Source organism: Bradyrhizobium sp. Crot121, from assembly GCF_059512385.1.
The window spans coordinates 94,992-115,219 of record NZ_JCAMOR010000011.1; the positions used below are offsets into that span (position 1 = coordinate 94,992).

At 62.7% G+C, this 20,228-nt stretch carries 19 protein-coding genes; 17 read left to right on the top strand and 2 right to left on the bottom strand.

Going from position 1 to position 20,228, the window contains the following annotated elements:
- Window positions 1-32 precede the first annotated feature (32 nt).
- Genes AC5ZGW_RS13200 through AC5ZGW_RS13215 form a run of 4 tightly spaced genes read left to right on the top strand, consistent with a single transcriptional unit; the run spans window position 33 to window position 5,210 of the window.
- A complete protein-coding gene (locus tag AC5ZGW_RS13200) occupies window positions 33-899 on the top strand; it encodes a FadR/GntR family transcriptional regulator (protein ID WP_130222407.1) in 867 nt (288 codons plus the stop codon).
- A 55-nt stretch (window positions 900-954) separates the two neighbouring features.
- A complete protein-coding gene (locus AC5ZGW_RS13205; protein WP_130222409.1) occupies window positions 955-1,764 on the top strand; it encodes an enoyl-CoA hydratase/isomerase family protein in 810 nt (269 codons plus the stop codon).
- Between the two features lie 46 nt (window positions 1,765-1,810).
- Window positions 1,811-4,012 carry an acyl-CoA dehydrogenase family protein gene (locus tag AC5ZGW_RS13210; protein ID WP_245474470.1) on the top strand — a complete coding sequence of 734 codons (2,202 nt, stop codon included), beginning with the start codon at window positions 1,811-1,813 and terminating at the stop codon, window positions 4,010-4,012.
- A 10-nt stretch (window positions 4,013-4,022) separates the two neighbouring features.
- The gene (locus AC5ZGW_RS13215; RefSeq protein WP_130222413.1) at window positions 4,023-5,210 is read left to right on the top strand and encodes a CaiB/BaiF CoA transferase family protein; all 1,188 of its coding nucleotides are present in this window, start codon (window positions 4,023-4,025) and stop codon (window positions 5,208-5,210) included.
- A gap of 31 nt (window positions 5,211-5,241) precedes the next feature.
- Here AC5ZGW_RS13215 and AC5ZGW_RS13220 read toward each other — a convergent pair whose 3' ends face one another.
- A complete protein-coding gene (locus AC5ZGW_RS13220; protein ID WP_245474471.1) occupies window positions 5,242-5,724 on the bottom strand; it encodes a MarR family winged helix-turn-helix transcriptional regulator in 483 nt (160 codons plus the stop codon).
- A gap of 238 nt (window positions 5,725-5,962) precedes the next feature.
- Between AC5ZGW_RS13220 and AC5ZGW_RS13225 the strand changes: the two genes are divergently transcribed.
- The 12 genes from AC5ZGW_RS13225 to AC5ZGW_RS13280 all read left to right on the top strand — a co-directional run bounded on the left by AC5ZGW_RS13225 (window position 5,963) and on the right by AC5ZGW_RS13280 (window position 18,600).
- Complete coding sequence (locus AC5ZGW_RS13225; RefSeq protein ID WP_130222417.1) at window positions 5,963-6,274, top strand: hypothetical protein; 312 nt, start codon at window positions 5,963-5,965, stop codon at window positions 6,272-6,274.
- Window positions 6,275-6,313: 39 nt separating this feature from the next.
- Window positions 6,314-7,633: a Rieske 2Fe-2S domain-containing protein gene (locus tag AC5ZGW_RS13230; protein ID WP_130222419.1), complete on the top strand. Its 1,320-nt coding sequence runs from the start codon at window positions 6,314-6,316 to the stop codon at window positions 7,631-7,633.
- Window positions 7,634-7,834: 201 nt separating this feature from the next.
- Window positions 7,835-8,650 carry a PDR/VanB family oxidoreductase gene (locus AC5ZGW_RS13235; RefSeq protein ID WP_463326726.1) on the top strand — a complete coding sequence of 272 codons (816 nt, stop codon included), beginning with the start codon at window positions 7,835-7,837 and terminating at the stop codon, window positions 8,648-8,650.
- Between the two features lie 35 nt (window positions 8,651-8,685).
- Window positions 8,686-9,975, top strand: a complete 1,290-nt coding sequence (locus AC5ZGW_RS13240) for a CaiB/BaiF CoA transferase family protein (protein ID WP_130222421.1) — start codon at window positions 8,686-8,688, stop codon at window positions 9,973-9,975.
- Between the two features lie 364 nt (window positions 9,976-10,339).
- Window positions 10,340-11,620: an ABC transporter substrate-binding protein gene (locus tag AC5ZGW_RS13245; protein WP_130222423.1), complete on the top strand. Its 1,281-nt coding sequence runs from the start codon at window positions 10,340-10,342 to the stop codon at window positions 11,618-11,620.
- A gap of 26 nt (window positions 11,621-11,646) precedes the next feature.
- Window positions 11,647-12,546: an NAD(P)-dependent oxidoreductase gene (locus AC5ZGW_RS13250; RefSeq protein ID WP_165435012.1), complete on the top strand. Its 900-nt coding sequence runs from the start codon at window positions 11,647-11,649 to the stop codon at window positions 12,544-12,546.
- A gap of 58 nt (window positions 12,547-12,604) precedes the next feature.
- Window positions 12,605-13,447, top strand: coding sequence for an ABC transporter ATP-binding protein (locus AC5ZGW_RS13255; protein ID WP_130222427.1), 843 nt, complete (start codon window positions 12,605-12,607; stop codon window positions 13,445-13,447).
- The gene (locus tag AC5ZGW_RS13260) at window positions 13,419-14,129 is read left to right on the top strand and encodes an ABC transporter ATP-binding protein (protein ID WP_130222429.1); all 711 of its coding nucleotides are present in this window, start codon (window positions 13,419-13,421) and stop codon (window positions 14,127-14,129) included. Before AC5ZGW_RS13255 ends, AC5ZGW_RS13260 begins: the two co-directional genes overlap by 29 nt.
- A 61-nt stretch (window positions 14,130-14,190) precedes the next feature.
- Entirely contained in the window at window positions 14,191-15,072 is an 882-nt protein-coding gene (locus AC5ZGW_RS13265; protein WP_130222431.1) for a branched-chain amino acid ABC transporter permease, read from the top strand.
- Between the two features lie 44 nt (window positions 15,073-15,116).
- Window positions 15,117-16,142 carry a branched-chain amino acid ABC transporter permease gene (locus AC5ZGW_RS13270; protein WP_165435013.1) on the top strand — a complete coding sequence of 342 codons (1,026 nt, stop codon included), beginning with the start codon at window positions 15,117-15,119 and terminating at the stop codon, window positions 16,140-16,142.
- Window positions 16,143-16,211: 69 nt separating this feature from the next.
- Entirely contained in the window at window positions 16,212-17,732 is a 1,521-nt protein-coding gene (locus AC5ZGW_RS13275) for an aldehyde dehydrogenase family protein (protein ID WP_463326725.1), read from the top strand.
- 208 nt (window positions 17,733-17,940) lie between these two features.
- Window positions 17,941-18,600, top strand: a complete 660-nt coding sequence (locus AC5ZGW_RS13280) for a GntR family transcriptional regulator (RefSeq protein WP_028163132.1) — start codon at window positions 17,941-17,943, stop codon at window positions 18,598-18,600.
- Between the two features lie 36 nt (window positions 18,601-18,636).
- Here the strand turns inward: AC5ZGW_RS13280 and AC5ZGW_RS13285 are convergent, their stop codons facing one another.
- Complete coding sequence (locus AC5ZGW_RS13285) at window positions 18,637-19,314, bottom strand: GntR family transcriptional regulator (protein WP_028163133.1); 678 nt, start codon at window positions 19,312-19,314, stop codon at window positions 18,637-18,639.
- 117 nt (window positions 19,315-19,431) lie between these two features.
- On the opposite strand from AC5ZGW_RS13285, the gene AC5ZGW_RS13290 reads away from it, so the two are divergent.
- Window positions 19,432-20,223, top strand: coding sequence for an enoyl-CoA hydratase/isomerase family protein (locus AC5ZGW_RS13290; protein ID WP_130222435.1), 792 nt, complete (start codon window positions 19,432-19,434; stop codon window positions 20,221-20,223).
- Window positions 20,224-20,228 lie beyond the last annotated feature (5 nt).

Here is a 20,228-nt window from a genome sequence, read left to right on the forward strand (position 1 = left end):
TTGAATGGGTGATCCATTTAATAATTCATCCGATGAACACCAAGTCAAGCCCTCGTAGCTCCACCCGGCCGCGGTTGGCCTCGCTCAACCGGCGGGAACGGGCCCCCGATCACCGTGCAGCCGGGGCACCGGCTGCACCGCAATTCCGGCCGATCCATACCCGCCGCGCATTCGAGGAAATATGTGAGCGTATTCGTGAGCAATTGGCGCTTGGCGTGCTGAAGCCCGGGGACAAGCTTCCGGCCGAACGCGACCTGGCCCAGCAACTCGGCGTCAGCCGCAATGTCCTGCGCGAGGCGCTGCGAAGCCTCGAGATGGCGGGCGTGCTGCGGCTGCAGAAGGGCGTCAAGGGAGGGGCCTTCATCCGCGAGGGCGATACCAGTCGCATGAACGACGTCATGCGAGACATGCTGAGCCTTGGCACGATTTCAGTGCGCGAATTGTCGGAAGCGCGTGTCCATGTACTTGATCTCGTCGTACGGCTGGCGTGTGCGAATGTGCGGGCGGCCGATCTCGACGCGCTTGAGGCGAATGTCGCGCGCACCGAACTTGCCACGCGCGAAGGCCGGCTGCTCGACCGGGTCGAGTGCTCGCGGGAGTTCTACAAGCTGCTGGCCGCGGCGACTGGAAACAAGGTGATCGCCATGATCATGGATTCGGTCACGGAGATCCACATGCGCTTCGTCTATGCCAAGGTGGCATCGAGCGGCGTCGCGATGGCCCGGCTCGCCGAGAAACGCCGGCAGTTTCTGGCCGCGCTGCGCGAGCGCAATGTCTCGTCCGCCACGCGCCTGATGCGCACGCATCTCGAATCTGTGCAGCGGATGCTGGAGCAGGATCCCGGCGCCATGTCACTTCATGTTGCCTTGGCGGAGGTCCAGCCCGGTTTCCGCCGTTGAGCGGCGGCATGTGACGACCAGCCTCGCCTGAACAAGAATATAAACGGAGGAAAATGTGTCCAGATACGCCAATTACGAGTGCCTGAAGATCGAGGTTGCGGACAAGGTGGCGACCGTGACCTTGAACCGCCCGCAGGCGCGCAACGCGATCAATCAGAAGCTGATCCGCGAACTGCGGACGATCTGGGATGACCTCGCCGATGATCACGCCGTCAATGTCGTGGTGCTGACCGGTGCCGGCGATTTCTTCAGCGTCGGTGGCGACGTGAAGGCGATGTCGGAACGGCCGGGCGGCGACGTCCTCGAGGAGGGCGAGGTCCATGATCCCATGATCAGCCGGCGCGGGGTCACCCGCCAGCTCGAGCTCGACAAGCCGATCATCGCCGCCATCAACGGCGATGCGATCGGCCTTGCGGCGACCCACGCGTTGCTGTGCGACATAACGGTGATGGCCGAAGACGCGCGGATCGGCGACACGCATGTCTCGCGGGTCGGCCTGGTCGCGGGCGACGGAGGCACCGTGATCTGGCCGCTGCTCGTTGGGATCAACAAGGCCAAGGAATTCCTGATCCGCGGCACGCTCCTAAGCGGCAAGGAGGCCGAGCGGATCGGGCTGGTCAACCATGTGGCGCCGCGCGCGGAGGTGCTGGCCAGGGCCCGCGATATCGCCGTGGAGCTTGCGAACGGCCCCACCTGGGCCATTCGTTGGACCAAGCTGTCGATCAACCAAATTGTCAAGGATCGCGTCAACATGCTGCTCGAAGCCTCTATGGCCTTGGAGCAGGTGACGTTCGAGACGGCCGACCACAAGGAGGCGACCGCGTCCTTCAAGGAGAAGCGCAAGCCGAAATTCGGCCAGGCTTAGCCCAGTCATGCGCGCGACCGAGCTCGCGACTGAAGACACGAGGGAGATGCTCCGGGATTCCCTGCGCGGATTTCTCGGCCAGCATTGGTGCGCCGACGCCATGAAGCACGGCCCGTGCCCGGAGGAGATCGCCGCCGTCTGGAGCAAGCTCGTGGGTCAGGGCGTTGCGTCGCTTGGCAGCGATCCCGACATGGGAGGGCTGCGCGAGGTCCTGGTGGTGATGGCGGAGCTGGGCCGCGCCGCATGCCCGGCGCCGATGTGGTCGGCAGCTCTCGCCAATTTCGCGCTCGCGGGAGCAAGGTCCGAGGCTTCGGTCGATTTGCTAGGGCGCCTGCATGCGGGCAGCGCGCGCATCGCGATCTCGTTTGGGGCATTTGATCCGGAGCGCGCGGCTGGAGCCATCGAGGTCACGAACATGAGGGCAAGCGGACTGCTGCGGTTTGTCGAGGCGGCGGGAAGCTGTACGCATCTGCTTGTGCCGATCAGTTCATCGGCGCTTGCGCTTGTTGCGATGGATGGCCCGGCTGTCGGCGTTGAACCAACCCGCGCGGTGGGCGCCTGGGGCCTTCACCAGGTTCGGCTGAACGCTGCGCCGGCTGAAATCATCGAAGTCGAATTCCTTGCCGTCCATGACCTATTGCGCAAGGCCAAGCTGGCGCTGATGGCGCGGGCGCACGGCGCCTCGCGGCGCGGGTTCGAACTGGCGGTCGACTATGCCAGGGAACGCCGGCAATTCGGGCAGCCGATCGGAAAGTTCCAGGCGATCCAGCACAAGCTGGCCAATTGCTTGATCCTGCTCGAAGGCGTACGCCTGATCCTCGACCATGCAGGGGAACTGCATGATCGTGGCGATCGTCATTGGCCGTATTTCGCCGATTGCGCCGCCTCCTTTTCCGCCGAGGCGCTGCGGCGTGTTTCGCTCGAGACCCAGCATACGTTCGGCGCCATCGGCTATGCCGAGGAGCACGAGGCGCCGCTGCACTTCAAGCGGGTTCATCTCGACACGATCGCGCTCGGCGGCGCAGCGCATGCAAGGCTCGGCATAGCCTCCTTCCTGCTGGATGATGGCGGTGCGGAACTGCCGCAATACGATCTTGGCCCGGCCGGCAATGCGCTGCGCGAGGAGATCCGGCAATGGTTGGAGGAGAATTGGTCGGGCGAGCGCAAGGCCGCCTTCGACGCGCAGCCGTTTGCCAAGCGTGAGTTCGATACCGAGTTCGCGCTCGAGATTGGGAAGACGGGCTGGATCGGGTTGGGATGGCCGAGCAAATTCGGCGGGCAGGGGCGCTCGCCGCTGGAGCAGATCGCCTTCATCGAAACGATGGAGCGGAGCGAAGCGCCGCGCATTGGCGCCGCGATCCAGGCCAACGCGCTGATGATGTTCGGCACGCCGGAGCAGCAGCAAAAATATCTGCCGGAGATTCTCCGCGGCGAGGCCATGCACGGCATGGGCTACAGTGAACCCCAGGCAGGCTCCGATCTCGCCGCGCTGCGCACCAGCGCCGAGCGCGATGGCGATCAGTGGATCATCAACGGCCAGAAGATCTGGACGACGACGTGGTGGGGCAAATACATGTTCCTGGCCGCGCGCACCGACAGGGACGCCAAGCCGCCGCATGCCGGCATCAGCATGTTCATCGTGCCGATGAACACGCCGGGCATCTCCATCCAGCCGGCGACGACGATGTATGACGGCTCCTTTGCCAATATCTTCTACGACAACGTCCGCATTCCCTTGGGCAACCTCGTTGGCGAGGTCGATGGCGGCTGGAAGGTATTGACCGGCGCGCTCGCCTTCGAGCGCGGCCTGGTCGGCGGCGGGATCGTCCTTAAGGTCGCCCACGCTTTCGAACAATTGCGCCGGCATATCATGGCGACCGGTAGCGACCGGCCGGTGCTTGCCGATGACCCGATCGTCCGCGACAGAATGGCCGTACTCGCGTCTGAAATCGAGGTCGGCCGTCAGTTGATGATGCATTGCGCGGAACTGGCGGCTGATGGCGTCACCCCGCCGGAATATGGCGCGATCAGCAAAGTGTTCTCCAGCGAGCTGATGGAGCGCTTCGGCGAAACCGCCCTCGACATTCTAGGCCAGCGCGCCGCGCTTTCCGAAGGGATGCCTGATGCAATCGACAATGGACGGTTCGAACAGAACCTGCGTCATTCGCTGATGTGGGTGATCAGCATTGGAACCAACGAAATTCAGCGCAGCCTGATCGCGCAACGGGCGCTTGGGTTGCCGAGATAGGAGTGGCCGCATGCCGGAGCTCAACACCGCCACCGCACCCCTGGAAGGCGTCAGGGTGCTCGATTTCTCGATCATGCTGGCTGGTCCCTATTGTGCGCGGCTGCTCTCGGACGTCGGTGCGGAGGTCATCAAGATCGAGCCGCCGGAGGGTGACGACATGCGGCTGCGTGCCCCGCTCCGCGACGGCCACAGCGCTTATTTCGGCCAGCTCAATGCCGGAAAGCGGAGCCTGGCACTCGACCTAAAGAACAGCGAAGCGATCGGCCTCGTTCACAGGCTGGTAGAGCAGACCGATATCGTCGTGGAGAATTTTCGTCCCGGTGTCATGGACCGGCTGGGACTCGGCTATGAGGCGCTGCGCGGGATCAATCCGCGCCTGATCTATTGTTCGATCTCCGGCTATGGCCAGTCCGGTCCGGCGGCGGAACGTGCGGCCTATGCCATGATCGTTCACGCAGAAAGCGGGTTCGACCGTGCGCTGATGCGGTATGCGGGCGATCGCGATCGTCCCGCAGCGGGCGCCGTGTTCGTTGCCGACCTGCTGGGAGGCATCTTCGGCTATTCGGCGATCCAGACCGCGCTTGTGCAGCGATCGCGCACCGGGCAGGGGCAGCGTATTGATGTTGCGCTGATGGATTGCATGCTGAACCTGCTCGTCTACGAACTCCAGGAGGCGCAGTTTCCGGTGCATGCGCCGCGGCCGACCTATGGTCCCGTGCGCGCCAGCGATGGCGATATCCTGATCGCGCCGGTGACGTCGCGCAATTTCGCCGCCCTTTGCGAGGTGACGGGGGACCGCGCCTTGGCCGAGGATGCCCGCTTCAACACTGTGCCGGCGCGCGGCGCAAACTGGGGCGCAATGATGCGGCAAATCGGGACGTGGACCGAGCGCCACACGGTGCGAGAATGTATCGCGGCGCTCGATCGCGCCGGCGTTCCCTGCGCCGAATATCGCGATCCCGGCGCGGCGCTGACGGATCCGCATCTTTCGCAGCGCGGCGCGTTCGCGACGATTGCTGACGGCGCAGGCGAGTTTTTCGGCGTCAATCCACCCTGGAAGATGTCGGGAGCGGACTGCTCCATGCGGCGCGAGGTGTCGGCGGTCGGCGCGCACCGCGACGAGGTGCTGTCACGGGCGCTGGGCTTGTCATCCGCGGAAATCGCCAGCCTGGCGGAAGCAGGAGCGTTCGGAAAATAGTTCGCCCGCGCCAGCAATGCTGCGGAAGAATTCAATCCTCGGATGATCCGGAAGAGCCCGATGGCGCCGCCTTTGCGATCGCCAGCATGCATTTCAGAAAATGCGCGCGATCTTCCTTGCGCAGCGGCGCCAGCATCAGGTCCTGCAGTTCAGCAGCGGACGGGACAACGCTGAAGAGGGCAGCCTCTCCCTTGGCGGTGATCTGAACCTGCACGGAGCGCCGGTCTTCCGCATTGCTCTTTTTCGAGATCAGCTTTCGCGCCGTCATCCGCTTGAGCATCTCGCTCAGCGTATTCCGGTCGCAACTGATGTGCTCCGCGAGGACCGATGGCGTGAGCGGGCCGCGTTGATACAGCGCCATGAGCACGCCGAACTGCCGGGGGGTGATGTCACTCTGGCGCGTCACTTTCTGATAGAGGACGTCGTAGCGGGCTTCGAGCAGCCGAAGAAGAAAGCCGATGCCACCTTCCAGCCGCCAGTTTCGGGCGAGCTCCGCAACTGAATCCGTCTTCATTGTCTTGTCGGCTGACATGCCGTTGTCGACCCGCGCTGTAGTCCATCTGACACCAAGTCACCATAGCCGTTAGCAGCTTGGTGTTCCGTCCTCAACCCTCGGGCCGGGTGCCGAGAGCGAGCCGGATCTGAACGCGAGTTGGACGCCGCGTCGGCCTTGCAACACAAGCGTCGATATAGTACGTACACGTAACAAATACGGACGCGAATGGATCAAGGTTCGTCCAGGGAGAATGGTTTTGGATCTGCGCCAGTTTTTGTCGATCCCGTATCTCCTTGAGGCTGAAGCCGTCGAAACCGAGCCAGGCAAGTGGCTTCTGCGGCTCGCTTATCCGGAACTGCCCGGCTGCATCGCAGAAGGGTTTGTCGTCGAAGACACGCTCAGAGAGCTCGAACGACGACGGATCGAACAGATCGTGAGCCTGGTGGAGGCGGGCAGTGAGCCTCCCATTCCCCGAAAGCCGCTTGCCGCATCCGATCCGCTCTGGACCGCCCGCGATCTGGGCTTGTCACCACGCATCGCTGCTCTCCTCGAGCGCGCGGCCAAATGAGGCCTCGCGACGAATTGTTGAATTGAGCGGAGGAAGGTCATGCTATCGCACGAAGACAATGAAAGACTGGTCCGGGTCGGGAAGGGCACGCCACTTGGCGAACTGTTCCGGCTGTATTGGATTCCCTTTCTGCCGTCAGCCGATCTCGTCAACGACGGACAGCCGAAGCGCATCCGGTTGTTGGGCGAAGATCTGGTCGCCTTCCGCGACACCGATGGCCGCGTCGGATTGGTCGATCATGCATGTCCGCATCGCAGCGCACCGCTGATCTTCGGCCGCAACGAAGATTGCGGATTGCGATGCGTCTATCATGGCTGGAAGTTCGATGTGACAGGCGCGGCGACGGACATGCCGGCCGAGCCGGTTCGCAGCCGCCTGAAAGAGCGGGTCCGGATCAAGGCCTATCCCTGCCAGGAGCGCAACGGGATGCTTTGGACCTACATGGGGCCGGATGCTGCGAGCCCTCCGCCGCTTCCGAACGTGGAGTGGAATCTGGTGCCGGCGGACCAGGTGCATGTCTCCGTGCGCGTCCAGGAGTGCAACTGGCTGCAGGCGGTCGAAGGCGAGATCGATTCCGCCCACGCGCCGCTGCTGCACGGCCGGCTCGACTCCCAGGGCACCACGAGCGCGTGGATTCAGAAGCGCGACCTCCGTCCGACGTTTGAATGCATCAAGCAGGATTTCGGGATGAGCATCGCCGCCCGGCGGAACTACGACGAGAACACACTGTACTGGCGCGTCAACCAGTTCCTCCTGCCGTTCTATACGCTCGTCCCGCCACTGTCGCCGTTCCCCGATTTGAGCGGGCACGCCTGGGTGCCGATCGATGACGAGAATACGCTGTGCATCATGTTCTCGTATCATCCCTCGCAGCCATTGGCGCAGAAGACCCGTCAGATATTCGCAGAGGGGCACAACGGTCGGGAGAGCGGGCACGCCAGCAGGCATGCACTCGTCCAGCACCCCGTGACCGTTCCCTACGCCGGATACTGGACCAAATACAATCCGCAGAACGGCTTCCAGTTCGACTATGAGGCGCAGCAGACCACCTGGTTCTCGGGGTTGCCCGGACTGTGGGTGCAAGACGGCGTTTGTCAAAGCGGTGTTTCGCCGATCTACGACCGTACCAAGGAGAACCTCTGCTCCAGCGACACCGGCATTGCGATGACGCGGCGCTTCCTGCTCGAAGCGCTCGGCACTTATCGCGATCATGGCACCAAGCCAAAGGGCGTGACCGACCCCGACGTGTTCATGGTCCGCGCCGTGTCGCTGCAACTGCCGCCGGAAGACTCGTGGGTCGACGTCGGCGCCCGCTTCATGCGCGCGCAGCTCGGCGCCGATTTCGGGTACAAGCTGTGAGCTCGTTCGCTCGTATTAAGCGCAATCATCGTGCAAGCGGAGGCGCCGGGGCTCATGGCTGAGAGCACCATGCGGGTCCGCGTCAAACGGATCGGCTACGAGGCCGAGAGCATCAATTCATACGAATTGGTCGCTCCGGGAGGCGGCGATCTCGCTCCTTTCACGGCCGGCTGTCACATCGATCTGCATCTGCTGAACGGAATGATCCGCAGCTATTCGCTCGTCAATGACCAGAGCGAACGGAAGCGCTATGTGGTCGCGATCAACAGGGATGCTGAAGGTCGGGGTGGCTCCAGGCTCATCCATGACACGGTGCGGGTCGGAGATATCATGACGATTTCGCATCCCAGGAACAACTTTGTCCTTCAGGAGGATGCGGCGCATTCGGTGCTGATCGCGGGCGGAATCGGAATCACGCCGCTGCTTTCGATGATCCGCCGCCTCGAGATGCTGGGTCGCTCCTGGGAGCTGTTTTACGCAGCCAGGACTCGGTTCGCCGCGGCGTTCCTCGACGAGCTGCATGCGCTTCGACCGGACGTTCAAGAGAACCTGCACGTGACGTTCGACCACGCGCCACTCGGCCGCAAGCTCGACCTTGCGGCGATCGTCGAAGGCGCCCCTGCGGAAGCGCATCTGTATTGCTGCGGCCCGCTGTCGATGCTCGGGGCATTCGAAGCGGCGACCACTGCTCGGCCCGCCGCTCACGTGCACGTGGAATATTTCAAGGCAAGGGAAAAGCCGGCCACCGAAGGTGGGTTTGAAGTGAGGCTTGCGCGCAGTGGCCGAACGATAACGGTTGAACCAGGCAAGACGATCCTGAACGCGCTCCTGGATGCAGGAATGACAGCGAACTACGCCTGTGCCGAAGGTGTCTGCGGCACCTGCGAGACCCGGGTGATTGAGGGAATTCCCGATCACCGCGATCAGTTTCTCAGCGCGGAGGAACGAGCGGCCAACAAAACAATGATGATCTGCTGCTCAGGTTCGAAATCAGCGACGCTCGTGCTGGATCTGTGATTGGAGATCTAAACAACAAACCGACGGGAGGAAGAATGCTGGATCAGCTCGAAGCGGAATTTCCGGAACATGCGCCGCGCCCTTCCGATGCGCCAAAAGCGCTGGATGGAATTCGGGTGATCGATTTCTCGCACTTCATCGCCGGCCCCCTCGCCACGATGATCCTCGCCGACATGGGGGCGGAGGTCGTCAAGATCGAGGCGCCGGAGAAGGGCGACGATCTTCGCCGTTATCCGCCCTTGCATCCCGATCTCAGACACGGCGCTCCGTTTCTCTGGACCAACCGCAACAAGCGCAGCGTCGCGGTCGACCTGAAGTCGCCGGAAGGCCTCAAGGTCGTGCGTGAACTGATTGCCACGGCGGACGTCGTCGTCGAGAATTTCTCGACCGGCGTGATGAAGCGACTGGGCCTCGACTACGACAATTGCCGCAGAATCAAACGTGACGTCATCTATTGTTCGGTGTCAGCCTATGGCCGGGACGGCGCCTTTGCCGATCGGCTCGGGTTCGATCCGATCGCGCAGGTCGAGAGCGGGTTCGTGTCCATGAACGGCTATGCCGATCGCGAAGGCGTGCGCGCATTGTCGCCGGTCATGGATATCTCAACGGCGATGATGGCCTCCAATGCGATCCTCGGCGCGGTGGTCGCGCGCCAGCGCAGCGGTGTCGGACAAGCCATCGAGGTGTCCCTGTTCGACACCGCGGTGCTGATGACGGGTTACGCCACGCTGCAACATCTGTTCAGCGGCGCTGATACACAGCGGCATGGCAACACGTCTCCCGATACGTGCCCGTCGGGCGTGTTCCAGGCGCAGGACCGCTCCTTCTATATCAACTGCGGCAACGACAAGATCTTTCAGCGGCTGATGGCGCAAGTGATCGGCCGCGCCGACATGGCCACGGCCCAAATCTACGCGACCGGCCCCGAACGCATTCGCCGGCGCGACGAATTGTTCGCGATTCTTGGTGAAGCTTTCGCGCAGCAGCCATGGTCGTATTGGCAATCGCGGATGCGGGCGGCGGGCGTGCCCTGCGGGCAGGTGCGCAGCGTCGGCGAGGCCATTCGTTCTCCGGAAGCGCGGGAGCGTGCGATCGTGACACGCATCCCGCATCCCACGGTCGGATGGGTGCCGAATGTGAGCCTGCCGATCCGATATTCTGAAACCCCGGTCGTGGATCCCGTCGTTGCGCCGGCCGTGGGCCAGCACACGGAGGAAGTTCTGCGCGAGGTGCTCGGCTACGACGACGCGCGACTGGCACGCCTTGCGGAAGAGGGCGCTCTCGGCGCTCGGCGCCAGCCGGCATCGGCAGACAAGCAGGCATGAGCGGGCGGAGCGATCGTACGCTCGGGGCCGCGTTGCCGTCGTCGGGATCGGTGAGACCGAGTATTATCGGCACGGCGCCTCGCCGGACGCGGAATTTAAGCTCGCGCTGAAGGCGATCCTCGCCGCCTGCAGTGATGCCGGGCGCGATCCGCGCGACATCGACGGCTTTGCTTGTACAACGACGACAGCTCCAACCAAGAATGAATAGCTGTTGCAGTGGGCAGCGCTGTCGCGCGGAGGGGCACGTCGCAGCGCAATATCCTTAGGCGCTTTATAAATATATATAGCTTGATCAAAAAAATACTTCGTGTCTTAATTCGCGCCAAGGGTGCGCAGCATCCAAAAAAGATCAGGGAGGAAGACGATGTCGCACGCGCGGCCACGCGATGCGTGGGGTTGTCTGTTGTCGTTAGCGTTGGGGGTGGGGACAGCCACCATCGTCACACCGGCGCACGCAGAGAACGGCATTACCGATACTGAAATTGTGATAGGCATTTCGGCCGCGTTGTCCGGCCCGAATGCGGGTTACGGCGCGATCGCCCGCGGCACCGAAGCGTGCTTCAATTACCTCAATGCTGAGCAGGGCGGCGTCAAGTTCGGCGACGGCAAGACGCGCAAGGTCCGGCTTGATATCTTGGATGATGCGATGGAGCCCGCGCGTGCGGTGCAGAATGCGCGTCGGCTGGTGAGCCAGTCCAAGGTGTTCGCGGTCGTCGGCAATGTCGGCACCGGCGCCAATCTCGGATCGCGGCCGTACTATAACGCCGAGCATGTGCCGCAGATGTTCATCGCAACGGGTGGCCCGATGTTCGGCGCAAAGTCCGAGGTCGAAAAGAACCCTTGGACCATGGCCGCGTGGCTCGCCTATAACACCGAAGCCGCGATCTATGCGGCGTTCATCAAGCAGAAATTCCCGGACGCCAAGATCGCGCTGCTCAACGATGACAGCGGCGGTCCATTCTTTGCTGATGCGTTCCTGAAGTCGGCCAAGGAGCTTGGTCTCAACATCGTCGCTCGCGAAGAACACACCTATAGCGAACCGACGATCAACGCGAAGATCAGCCGACTTGCCGCTTCGGGCGCCGATCTGTTCGTCGATGCGACCACGCCAAAATTCGTCGTGCAGGCTCTCAAGCAGATGGCGGCAATCAACTGGAAACCGGTGCACATCATCTGGGGTGTCGGATCGAGCATCGGTGGCGTGTTCGAGCCGGCCGGCGTCGAGACCGCCAAGGGCGTCTATAGCGGCCAGTGGATGAAGGATCAGACCAACCCGGTCTACGCCAACGACGAAGACATGAAGCTCTACGTCGCCAAGCTCAAGCAATATGGCGGCTCGCTCAATCCCGCCGACCAGAATGCGGCGGCCGGCTGGTACGCCTGCCACGCGACCAAGGGCCTGTTCGAGCGGATGGAGCAGCCGACCCGCGAGGCCTTCATGAAGGCAGCTCGCAGCATGAAGAACCAGAAGGAGCCGCTGATGCTCGATGGCATCACGCTGAACACCAATGGTGCCGAAGACGGCTACCCGATCGAGTCCGTGCAGATCTCCCAGTTCGACGGCGTGAAGTTCGTGCCGGTCGGCCCTGTCCTCAATTACGAGGGCAAGACGCCGCTCTACGAACCCCCAGCCAAGTCGCAATGACACGTCGTAACGAGGAGACAACGTCCATGACCAACAACACATTCAAGACCATCGGATTCATCGGGCTGGGCGCCATGGGCAGTCAGATGGTGAAGCATCTGAAGGGGATCGCCGACATTCTCGTCTACGATACCGATGCGGCCCGTGCGGCTGAGGCCGCTAGGGCAAGCGGTGGCCGGATCGTCGACGGTGTGAGCGGCATGAGCTCGGCTGATGCGGTGATCCTGATGCTGCCGACAAGCGCGATCGTCGATCAGGTGCTGCATGGCGCCGATGGCGGCAGGGGACTGCTCGATTATCTGCCCGCCGGCGCCATGGTGATCGACATGAGCTCGTCCGCGCCGACCAATTCGGTCGCGAACGCGGAGATCGCTGCCAAAAAGGGAATCCGCTTCATCGACGCGCCGGTCTCCGGTGGTGTCAAAGGCGCGGAGGCCGCAAGCCTGGCGATCATGGTCGGCGGTACGCAGGTTGATTTCGATCGGGCGCTGCCGGTGCTGCAGAAGATGGGCGCCAAGGTCTTCCTGGTCGGCAAGGTCGGGTCGGGCCACGCGGTCAAGGCACTGAACAACCTGCTCGCCGCCACGGCCTTTGCCGCCACCAGCGAAGTCTTCGCGGTCGGCGCCAAGTTCGGTCTTGATCCAGCGACGATGCTCAAAGTGATCGATGCGTCGTCCGGCCAGAGCTTCCAGACCACCCATGTCTGGCAGAAGGCGGTCATCGACCGCACTTTCCAGTTCGGCTTCGCGCTCGCGTTGATGGAGAAGGATGTCCGCGTGGCAATGTCGCTGTTCGACGCGATGGGATCCGATGCCCAGCTCTCGCGCACGACGGCCGCGATCTGGGCCAAGGCGCTGGCAAGCGCGGCGCCCGGCTCGGACATGACGGTCGTCGCCAAGCAGGCTGAAGCGGCCCTCGGCCTGTAACGCCGGGGAGATTGGAGAAGCAGCTTCCCTTAGCCCTCACCGTGGGGACGAAGATCGCATGAACGGCTCAACGGCTCATCTCTCCCCGCGGACGGCGCCGGCTTCCACGGCGCCGCCGAAGCTGGCGGTGGACAATCTGTCGCTCAGGTTCGGCGGCCTCGTTGCGATCAATGCACTATCGTTCCAGGTCAGGCGGGACGTCATCTGCGGCCTGATCGGCCCCAATGGCGCCGGCAAGACCAGTTTGTTCAATTGTGTCAGCCGCCTCTACAATCCGACGGAAGGCAGGATCACCTTCGACGGAACTGACATCACACACTATCGGTCGAAGGACATCGCGAAACTCGGCATTGCTCGTACGTTCCAGAACCTGGCGCTGATGAAATCGCTGACGGTCCTGCAGAATGTGATGCTCGGAGGCTATCACCACGGTCGCACCTCGCTGTTCCGCGCGCCGTTCGTGCCGGTGTCGCGGCGGTCCGAAGAAGCCGCCCAGCGCCGCGCGGCGATGGAACTGCTGGCGCGCCTGCAACTCGATCACCTGCACGATGAACGCATCGACAGCCTGCCTTATCCGACGCTCAAGCGGGTCGAGCTTGCCCGCGCGCTGGCGTCTCGTCCCTCGCTCCTGATGCTGGACGAGCCGGCTGGTGGGCTGTCGCATTCGGAGGTCGATGAACTCGCGCGGACCCTGGTCCGGGTGCGTGACGAATTCGGCATGACTTTGCTGTTGGTCGAGCATCACATGGGCATGGTGATGAATGTCTCGGACGACATCGTCGTGTTGGACTTCGGCAACAAGATCGCCGAAGGCAAACCGGCCGACGTGAAGTCGGACCCTCGCGTCATCCAGGCCTATTTGGGGAAACAGCGTGAACGTTCTCGAAATCAAGGGCGTTAGCGCCGGCTACGGGCGCATCCCGGTGCTGCACGACGTTTCGCTCGCGGTCGGCGAAAAGAGCATCGCCGTGCTGCTCGGCGCCAACGGTGCAGGCAAGACGACGACGCTGCGCGCCGTCAGCGGTATGGTCAAATATACGGGACAGATCCTGCTGGACGGCAAGGACCTGAAGGGACTGGGCCCCGACCGGATCGCGCGCCTGGGCATCGCCCACGGCGTGCAGGGACGCGGCACCTTCAGCGACCTGACCGTCGAGGACAATCTGGCGGTCGGCGCCTTCCGTCGCCGCGACAAGGCTGAGATCGCAGCGGATATCGAGCAGATGTACGCGCTGTTTCCTCGCTTGCGCGAGCGCCGCAAGCAGAAGGCGGGTAGCCTCAGCGGCGGCGAACAGCAGATGCTGGCCGTCGGCCGGGCGCTGATGCTCAAGCCGCGGGTAATGCTGCTCGACGAGCCGTCGCTCGGGCTCGCGCCGGTCATCATCGATGACCTCTACGAGGCGTTGCAACGCGTCAACCGATCGCAGGGCATCGCGATGCTGATCGTCGAGCAGAACGCCAATCTGGCTTTGGAGATTGCCAATGACGCCTACGTGCTTGAGACCGGCTCGATGGTGCTGTCGGGCACGGCCCGAGATGTGTCCGAGAACGACGGCGTCCGCGCTGCCTATCTTGGTGACTGAATATCCGCGACCGGTCTTTGCTCATGCAGGCTACTCCAATAACTGAATAGAGAAGCTGACGATGCAGTACTTCTTTCAGCAGATCGTCAACGGCATCGGGGATGGCGCGATCTACGCGTCGCTGGGCCTTGCCCTGGTGCTGATCTATCGAACGACGAACATCGCCAATTTCGCCCAAGGCGAGATGGCGACATTCTCCGCCTACATAGCCTGGCAGATGGTCGATTGGGGCGTGCCGTTGTGGTGGTCGTTTCTCATTGCCATCGTTGTATCGATGATCGTTGGCGTGCTGGCCTATCTGCTGCTGGTCCGGTCGGTTCAGCACCGGGATGAATTGACGATCGTCATCGTCACGCTCGGCCTGTTCCTGGCCTTCAATAGTTTCAACGGCGCGATCTGGGGATTTCTGCAGCTCTCATTGCCGAGCCCGTTCCCCGAGAAGAGCGTCGCCATCGGCGCGCTCAGGTTCAATGCCGAACTGGTCGGCACGATCGTAATTCTGATTGCGATCTCGAGCGGCATGTTCCTGCTGTTGCAGCATACGCGGCTCGGCACCGCACTCCGCGCCTCGGCCTCCAATGCCACATCCGCGATGCTGGTCGGCGTTCCCTTCACGGCGATGATGGCGATCGGATGGGGACTGGCGGCCGGGCTCGGGGCGGTGTCTGGCCTGTTGGTCGGTCCGAAGCTGACGCTCGATCCCAACATGATGGGCGCCATCATCATCTACGCCTTCGCTGCGGCCGTGGTCGGCGGATTGACGAGCTATCGCGGCGCGGTTGTTGGCGGTGCCATCGTCGGCATCTCGCAAGCCCTATCGATGGCTTATCTTCCCTGGCTCGGTTCCGATCTGCAGATCCTGCTGCCGCTGATGCTGATCGTCGCTGTGCTGATCATCAAGCCTGAAGGTCTGTTCGGCAGCACCGTGGTGGTGCGCGTATGAGCAGCATCGGAATTCCTGCCATGCAATCGGTTCGGCACGGCGATGTGGCCGTCACCAAGATCGGTATCGGCTTCGTACTGGCGGTGATCCTCCTCGGCATGCCGCTTGTGATTCCTGAATATCAGACATTCCAACTGACCGGCGTGATGACCTATGCCGTGGCGGCGCTGGGCCTCAACCTGATCACTGGCTATGTCGGGCAGGTCTCGCTCGGCCACAATGCCTTCTTTGCTTTGGGGTCGTATGCCGCCGTGCTTAGCGTCGTGTATCTGGGCGTCAACGATGTCCTGGGGGTTCTGATTGCGGCGATTGTCACATTCATCGCTGGCGTGCTGGCGGGTTATCCGGCCAAACGGTTGCGGGGGCTCTATCTGGCCTTGATCACGCTGATCCTCGCCGTATCCGTCATCCCACTGGTCAAGCAGTTCAAGGCCTATACCGGCGGCGCGGCCGGCCTGATGGTCGACAAGCCGGTGCCGCCGGCATGGTTCACCCTGGGCCAGGATGCATGGATCTATTACATGGTGCTGGCGTTTACCGTCGTTGTCTTCTGGCTGGTCAGGAACTTCGTCGGCGGCAGTAATGGCCGGGCGCTGGCCGGCATCCGCGAAGGCGAACTGGCCGCGTCATCGATGGGCGTCGATGTCAACAGGCTCAAGGTGATCGTGTTCGGGGTTGGTTCGATGCTGGCCGGCGTCGGTGGTGCACTCGCGACCTTTACGATCGGTTTCATTGGCCCGGACTCGTTCACGCTGATGCTGTCGATCAGCTTCCTGGCGGCCATCGTCGTGGGCGGGCTCGGAACGATCTGGGGAGCTTTGGTCGCCGGCCTGTTCCTGCAGTTCGTGCCGTCCTACGCCTCGGATCTCGGCCAGGCGTTCTCCGGTGCGGTCTATGGTGGTATCCTGATTGCGTGCATGACTCTGATGCCGAACGGGATCGTCGGCTCGCTCATGAAGATTACCAGCAGTCGGCGCGAGGCCAGGAAAGTTGCCGATAGAGCTGCTGCGAAAAGCGCCGAGAAAACGGCTGTGAAAGCCGCTGCCGATCGGGGCGTACGTGCCACCTGATCGCTCCGCCGGCTACTCATGAAAGATGCGGCTCGGCCGGTGGCTGCGACAACGATGGAAGGAAAGACCATGACTGTACAAGTTCAAATCGATGGAGGGCTGAAGGAATCCGTGAGCGAGGCGGACAGCTCCATGCGCCTTGGACCGACGCTTCAACTGTTGAATGGCGAATGGGTCGGCAGCGTCGATGGTCGCACGCTGGCGGTCGAATGCCCCGCCACCAAGACGACGATTGCCCATACCCCGCGCGCGTCAGCGCAGGACGTCGAACGCGCGGTGATCGCTGCGGAAAAGGCCTTCGTGAGCTGGAAGAAGGTGACGCCGTCCCTGCGCGGCAAGGCGCTGCTCAAGGTCGCCGACGAGCTTGAAGCCCGCGTTGAAGAATTGGCCCGCATCATCGCCCACGAAACCGGCAATGCTCTGCGTACTCAGGCGCGTCCGGAGGCGCTGACCTGCGTGGAGGTCTTCCGCTACTTTGGCGGTCTGGCAAGCGAACTGAAGGGCGATACGCTGCCGCTGGGCGATGACATCTTGAGCTACACGAGGCGTGAGCCGCTCGGCGTCGTTGGCGCCATCGTGCCCTGGAACGCGCCGGCGACATTGTCGTCGATCAAGATCGCACCGGCCGTGTGCGCCGGCAACACGCTGGTGCTCAAGCTGGCCGAAGACGCGCCATTCGCCGCCTTGTTCATCGCCGAGATCTGCAACCGGCATCTGCCGCCCGGCGTGTTGAATATCGTGACCGGCCTTGGTCCAGAATGCGGCGCAGCGCTCGCCACTCATCCGCGCATCAGCAAGCTGTCGTTCACCGGCTCAACTGCGGTCGGCCGCAGCATCCTGGCTGGCGCGGCGGACCGCATCGTGCCGGTGTCGCTCGAGCTTGGCGGCAAAAGCCCAGCTATCGTCTGCGAAGATGCCGACGAGGATTGGGTGGTTCAGGGCGTCGCATCCGCGATGCGCTTCACGCGGCAAAGCCAGTCATGCACCGCCGGATCGCGCCTGTTCTTGCACCGGTCGATCTACGACAAGTTTCTCGACAAGCTGGTCGCGCTGATGAACAGCTACAAGATCGGTAATCCTCTCGACGAAGCCACCGACATGGGGAGCCTGATCAACAACAAGCAATATGGTCGGGTCTGCGGTTACATTGAAGACGGCATCAAGAACAAGGACGTCAAGCTGATCGCCGGCGGCCTGCCGCCGAAGGAGGGCCCGTTGAGCGCCGGCTATTTCACCATACCGACGCTGTTCGCCAGCACGTCGAACAACTGGCGTCTTGCTCGGGAGGAAATCTTCGGCCCGGTGCTGGTGGCGATCCCCTGGACCGACGAGGCCGAGGTGCTGAAGATGGCCAATGACAGCCACTACGGCTTGGCCGGCTATGTATTCTCGCGCAACACGTCGCGCGCCATCCGGATGGCCCATGAGATCGATTCCGGCTGGGTCCAGGTCAACCAGGGCAAGGGCCAGATCATGGGCCAGCCCTATGGCGGCTTCAAGCAGAGCGGGCTCGGCAAGGAGATGTCGCTGGGTTCGATGCTCGAGGGCTTTTCGCGGTTGAAGACCGTAACGGTCAACTTGACGCTCTGATCGGCTTGCGTGGATTGGGGGAAACCGGGTACCGGTTTCCCGTCAATGACGGAACGCGCTTTGCGTGGAGATCATGCATGGAGGCAGACTGAAGCGCGATCGCTATTCGAACTGAAGCTATTTCCTTTTGCGTCGGGGACCTAAACGTGTCGACCATGGCCCGGACGATCGCCTTCCGAAGTTGCCAAGGACCCATGTAGTGACCGAAATGAAGGTGAGCGACCGCATTTACAGTGTTGTCGAAAGGCAGATCAGCCAGCGCGAGTTGCTGCCTGGGGATCCGGTCGACGAAGAAAACCTGATGATCCAATTCGGCGTGTCGCGTACGCCGGTGCGCGAGGCCATTCTGCGCCTCAAGGCCGAGGGGCTGGTGTCCAGCATCTCCCGCGGCGGCGCCATCGTGTCGAAGATGGATTTCGCACAGCTCCTGTCGGTGTGGGAGTTGCTGGCGGAGCTCGAAGGGCTATCGGCCCGCTACGCCTGCGAACGCATGACCAGCAAGGAGCGCGAGGCCTTGGCTGACGCCCATAAGGCGTCCCGCAGCGTTGTCGAACGTAACGACGCGCTCGGCTGGCAGCAGGCCAACATGGCGTTTCATGAGGTGCTGTATGCGGGCTCCCGCAATCCGTATCTCCGCCAGGAGATCCTGCGCATGCGTACGCGAACCAGCGCCTATCGCAATCATTCGTTCGATGCGATGGGCTACATCAGTAAAGCTTATCAATATCATGGCCTCATCCTCCAAGCCATTCTCGAACAGGATCCATCCGCCGCCGCCAAGGCGGCTACGGCGCACCTGACGCCCGGCGAGGGAGCGCCTGGCGTGATGGAAATCATGCATAAGCTTCCGAAGGCTCTGCTAGGATGAGCCACTGGCCGCCTGCTGAGAGCAGGCTGGCCGATTTCAGACCCGGGCTCGATCCGGCGGCATGGTGGGATCGCCGCTTTCCGTCTCGGCGAACCCCGCCTGCAGAACCTCCTCGCGCTTGTGACGGAGATGGGTGCGCAAGATGTGGGAGAGGCCGACGCCGTCGCGACGCTGCAGCGCGTTGAGGATCGCTTCGTGCTCATGAAGCGCTAACGCCCAACGGTCCGACGTCATCGGCGTGACATAGCGCGCGCGCCGAATACGCGCGGTGACCGAATTGTACAGACCGACGAGCACGGGATTGCCGGCCGCCGCCACGATCGCCTCGTGGATGGCTCGGTTGCAGCGGTAGTACTGAATCAGATCGCCGTTACGATAGTGATGTGCCATCGCGGCATGCGCAGCGGCGATCTCACCGATTTCTTCCTCAGTGACGCGCTCACATGCAAGCTCGCCGGCCAGGGCTTCGAGCCCCTGGCAGACCTCGAACAGGTCACGCATGTCCTTGTCAGTAAGCCTGGCTGCGCGGGAGCCGCGGTTTGGCAGCAACTGCACAAGGCCTTCGGCCGCCAGCACTTTGAGGGCTTCGCGCAGCGGTGTGCGCGAGATCTGCAGCCGTTCGCATAGATCGCGCTCGGGGATTCGGGCGCCAGGCGGAATTTCGCCGTCGAGCAGGATCGCGCGAATGCGGCTAACGACCTCCTCATGCAGCATTTCGTCGAGCCTCCGATTTGAATTCAAAAATGAAGAATATCGACCTAATCGCCCAAGTTCCAGCTTGATAATTCCCTATTTTGCATTCAAAGTTAGGAAAACGACTGGGTAGAGGAAATGGATCAGGACGTGGCGGAAGATCTCGTTTTCGAGGTCGCGAGCGGCATTGGACGGGTCACGTTCAATCGCCCTCAGGCCAGAAACGCCTTCACTTTCGAAATGTACGAGCGGCTCGCCGAAATCTGCGAGCAGGCGAACAGCAATCAGGCAATCAAGGTGCTGGTGCTTCGCGGCGCTGGCGACAAGGCCTTCGCGTCGGGAACGGACATCAACCAGTTCCGTGCCTTCACGACACCGCAGGATGCAGTCGATTACGAGAACCGCATCGACCGCGTGCTCACCACGCTCGAGCAGTGCCGCGTGCCGACGATCGCCGCGATCAACGGCTTCTGCACCGGCGGCGGTGCCGGCATCGCCGCGGCCTGCGATCTGCGCATCGGCACCAGAAGCGCACGGATCGGCTTTCCCATTGCCCGAACGCTCGGCAACTGCTTGTCGATGTCGAATGTCAGCCGGCTCGCCGCTCTCGTTGGACCGGCGCGCGTCAAGGATCTGATCTTCACGGCGCGGCTGGTCGAAGCCGCCGAGGCCGCGGCGATCGGCCTGCTCACGGAGGTGGTCGATGATCTCGCGGCGCTCGACGGGCGCGCCGACGAGGTCGCCCGGCTCCTTGCCGGCCACGCACCGCTGACGCTCAACGCGACAAAGCAGGCGGTTGCACGCTTGCAGAAGCGGCTGACGCGCGAGGAGGGCGAGGACCTCATCGTCATGTGTTACGTGAGCGAGGATTTTCGCGAGGGGCTGGACGCGTTTCTCAACAAGCGTGCACCGCAATGGCGCGGGCGATAGGGATA

What these genes read in the sequence shown, in the direction of transcription:
- AC5ZGW_RS13230 (WP_130222419.1), top strand. Translation starts at nt 6,314, where the DNA reads ATGCTATCGCACGAAGACAATGAAAGACTGGTCCGGGTCGGGAAGGGC.
- AC5ZGW_RS13255 (WP_130222427.1), top strand. Translation starts at nt 12,605, where the DNA reads ATGAACGGCTCAACGGCTCATCTCTCCCCGCGGACGGCGCCGGCTTCC.
- AC5ZGW_RS13215 (WP_130222413.1), top strand. Translation starts at nt 4,023, where the DNA reads ATGCCGGAGCTCAACACCGCCACCGCACCCCTGGAAGGCGTCAGGGTG.
- AC5ZGW_RS13220 (WP_245474471.1), bottom strand. Translation starts at nt 5,724, where the DNA reads ATGAAGACGGATTCAGTTGCGGAGCTCGCCCGAAACTGGCGGCTGGAA.
- AC5ZGW_RS13235 (WP_463326726.1), top strand. Translation starts at nt 7,835, where the DNA reads ATGATCCGCAGCTATTCGCTCGTCAATGACCAGAGCGAACGGAAGCGC.
- AC5ZGW_RS13245 (WP_130222423.1), top strand. Translation starts at nt 10,340, where the DNA reads ATGTCGCACGCGCGGCCACGCGATGCGTGGGGTTGTCTGTTGTCGTTA.
- AC5ZGW_RS13280 (WP_028163132.1), top strand. Translation starts at nt 17,941, where the DNA reads ATGAAGGTGAGCGACCGCATTTACAGTGTTGTCGAAAGGCAGATCAGC.
- AC5ZGW_RS13200 (WP_130222407.1), top strand. Translation starts at nt 33, where the DNA reads ATGAACACCAAGTCAAGCCCTCGTAGCTCCACCCGGCCGCGGTTGGCC.
- AC5ZGW_RS13275 (WP_463326725.1), top strand. Translation starts at nt 16,212, where the DNA reads ATGACTGTACAAGTTCAAATCGATGGAGGGCTGAAGGAATCCGTGAGC.
- AC5ZGW_RS13210 (WP_245474470.1), top strand. Translation starts at nt 1,811, where the DNA reads ATGCTCCGGGATTCCCTGCGCGGATTTCTCGGCCAGCATTGGTGCGCC.
- AC5ZGW_RS13265 (WP_130222431.1), top strand. Translation starts at nt 14,191, where the DNA reads ATGCAGTACTTCTTTCAGCAGATCGTCAACGGCATCGGGGATGGCGCG.
- AC5ZGW_RS13285 (WP_028163133.1), bottom strand. Translation starts at nt 19,314, where the DNA reads ATGCTGCATGAGGAGGTCGTTAGCCGCATTCGCGCGATCCTGCTCGAC.
- AC5ZGW_RS13240 (WP_130222421.1), top strand. Translation starts at nt 8,686, where the DNA reads ATGCTGGATCAGCTCGAAGCGGAATTTCCGGAACATGCGCCGCGCCCT.
- AC5ZGW_RS13250 (WP_165435012.1), top strand. Translation starts at nt 11,647, where the DNA reads ATGACCAACAACACATTCAAGACCATCGGATTCATCGGGCTGGGCGCC.
- AC5ZGW_RS13290 (WP_130222435.1), top strand. Translation starts at nt 19,432, where the DNA reads ATGGATCAGGACGTGGCGGAAGATCTCGTTTTCGAGGTCGCGAGCGGC.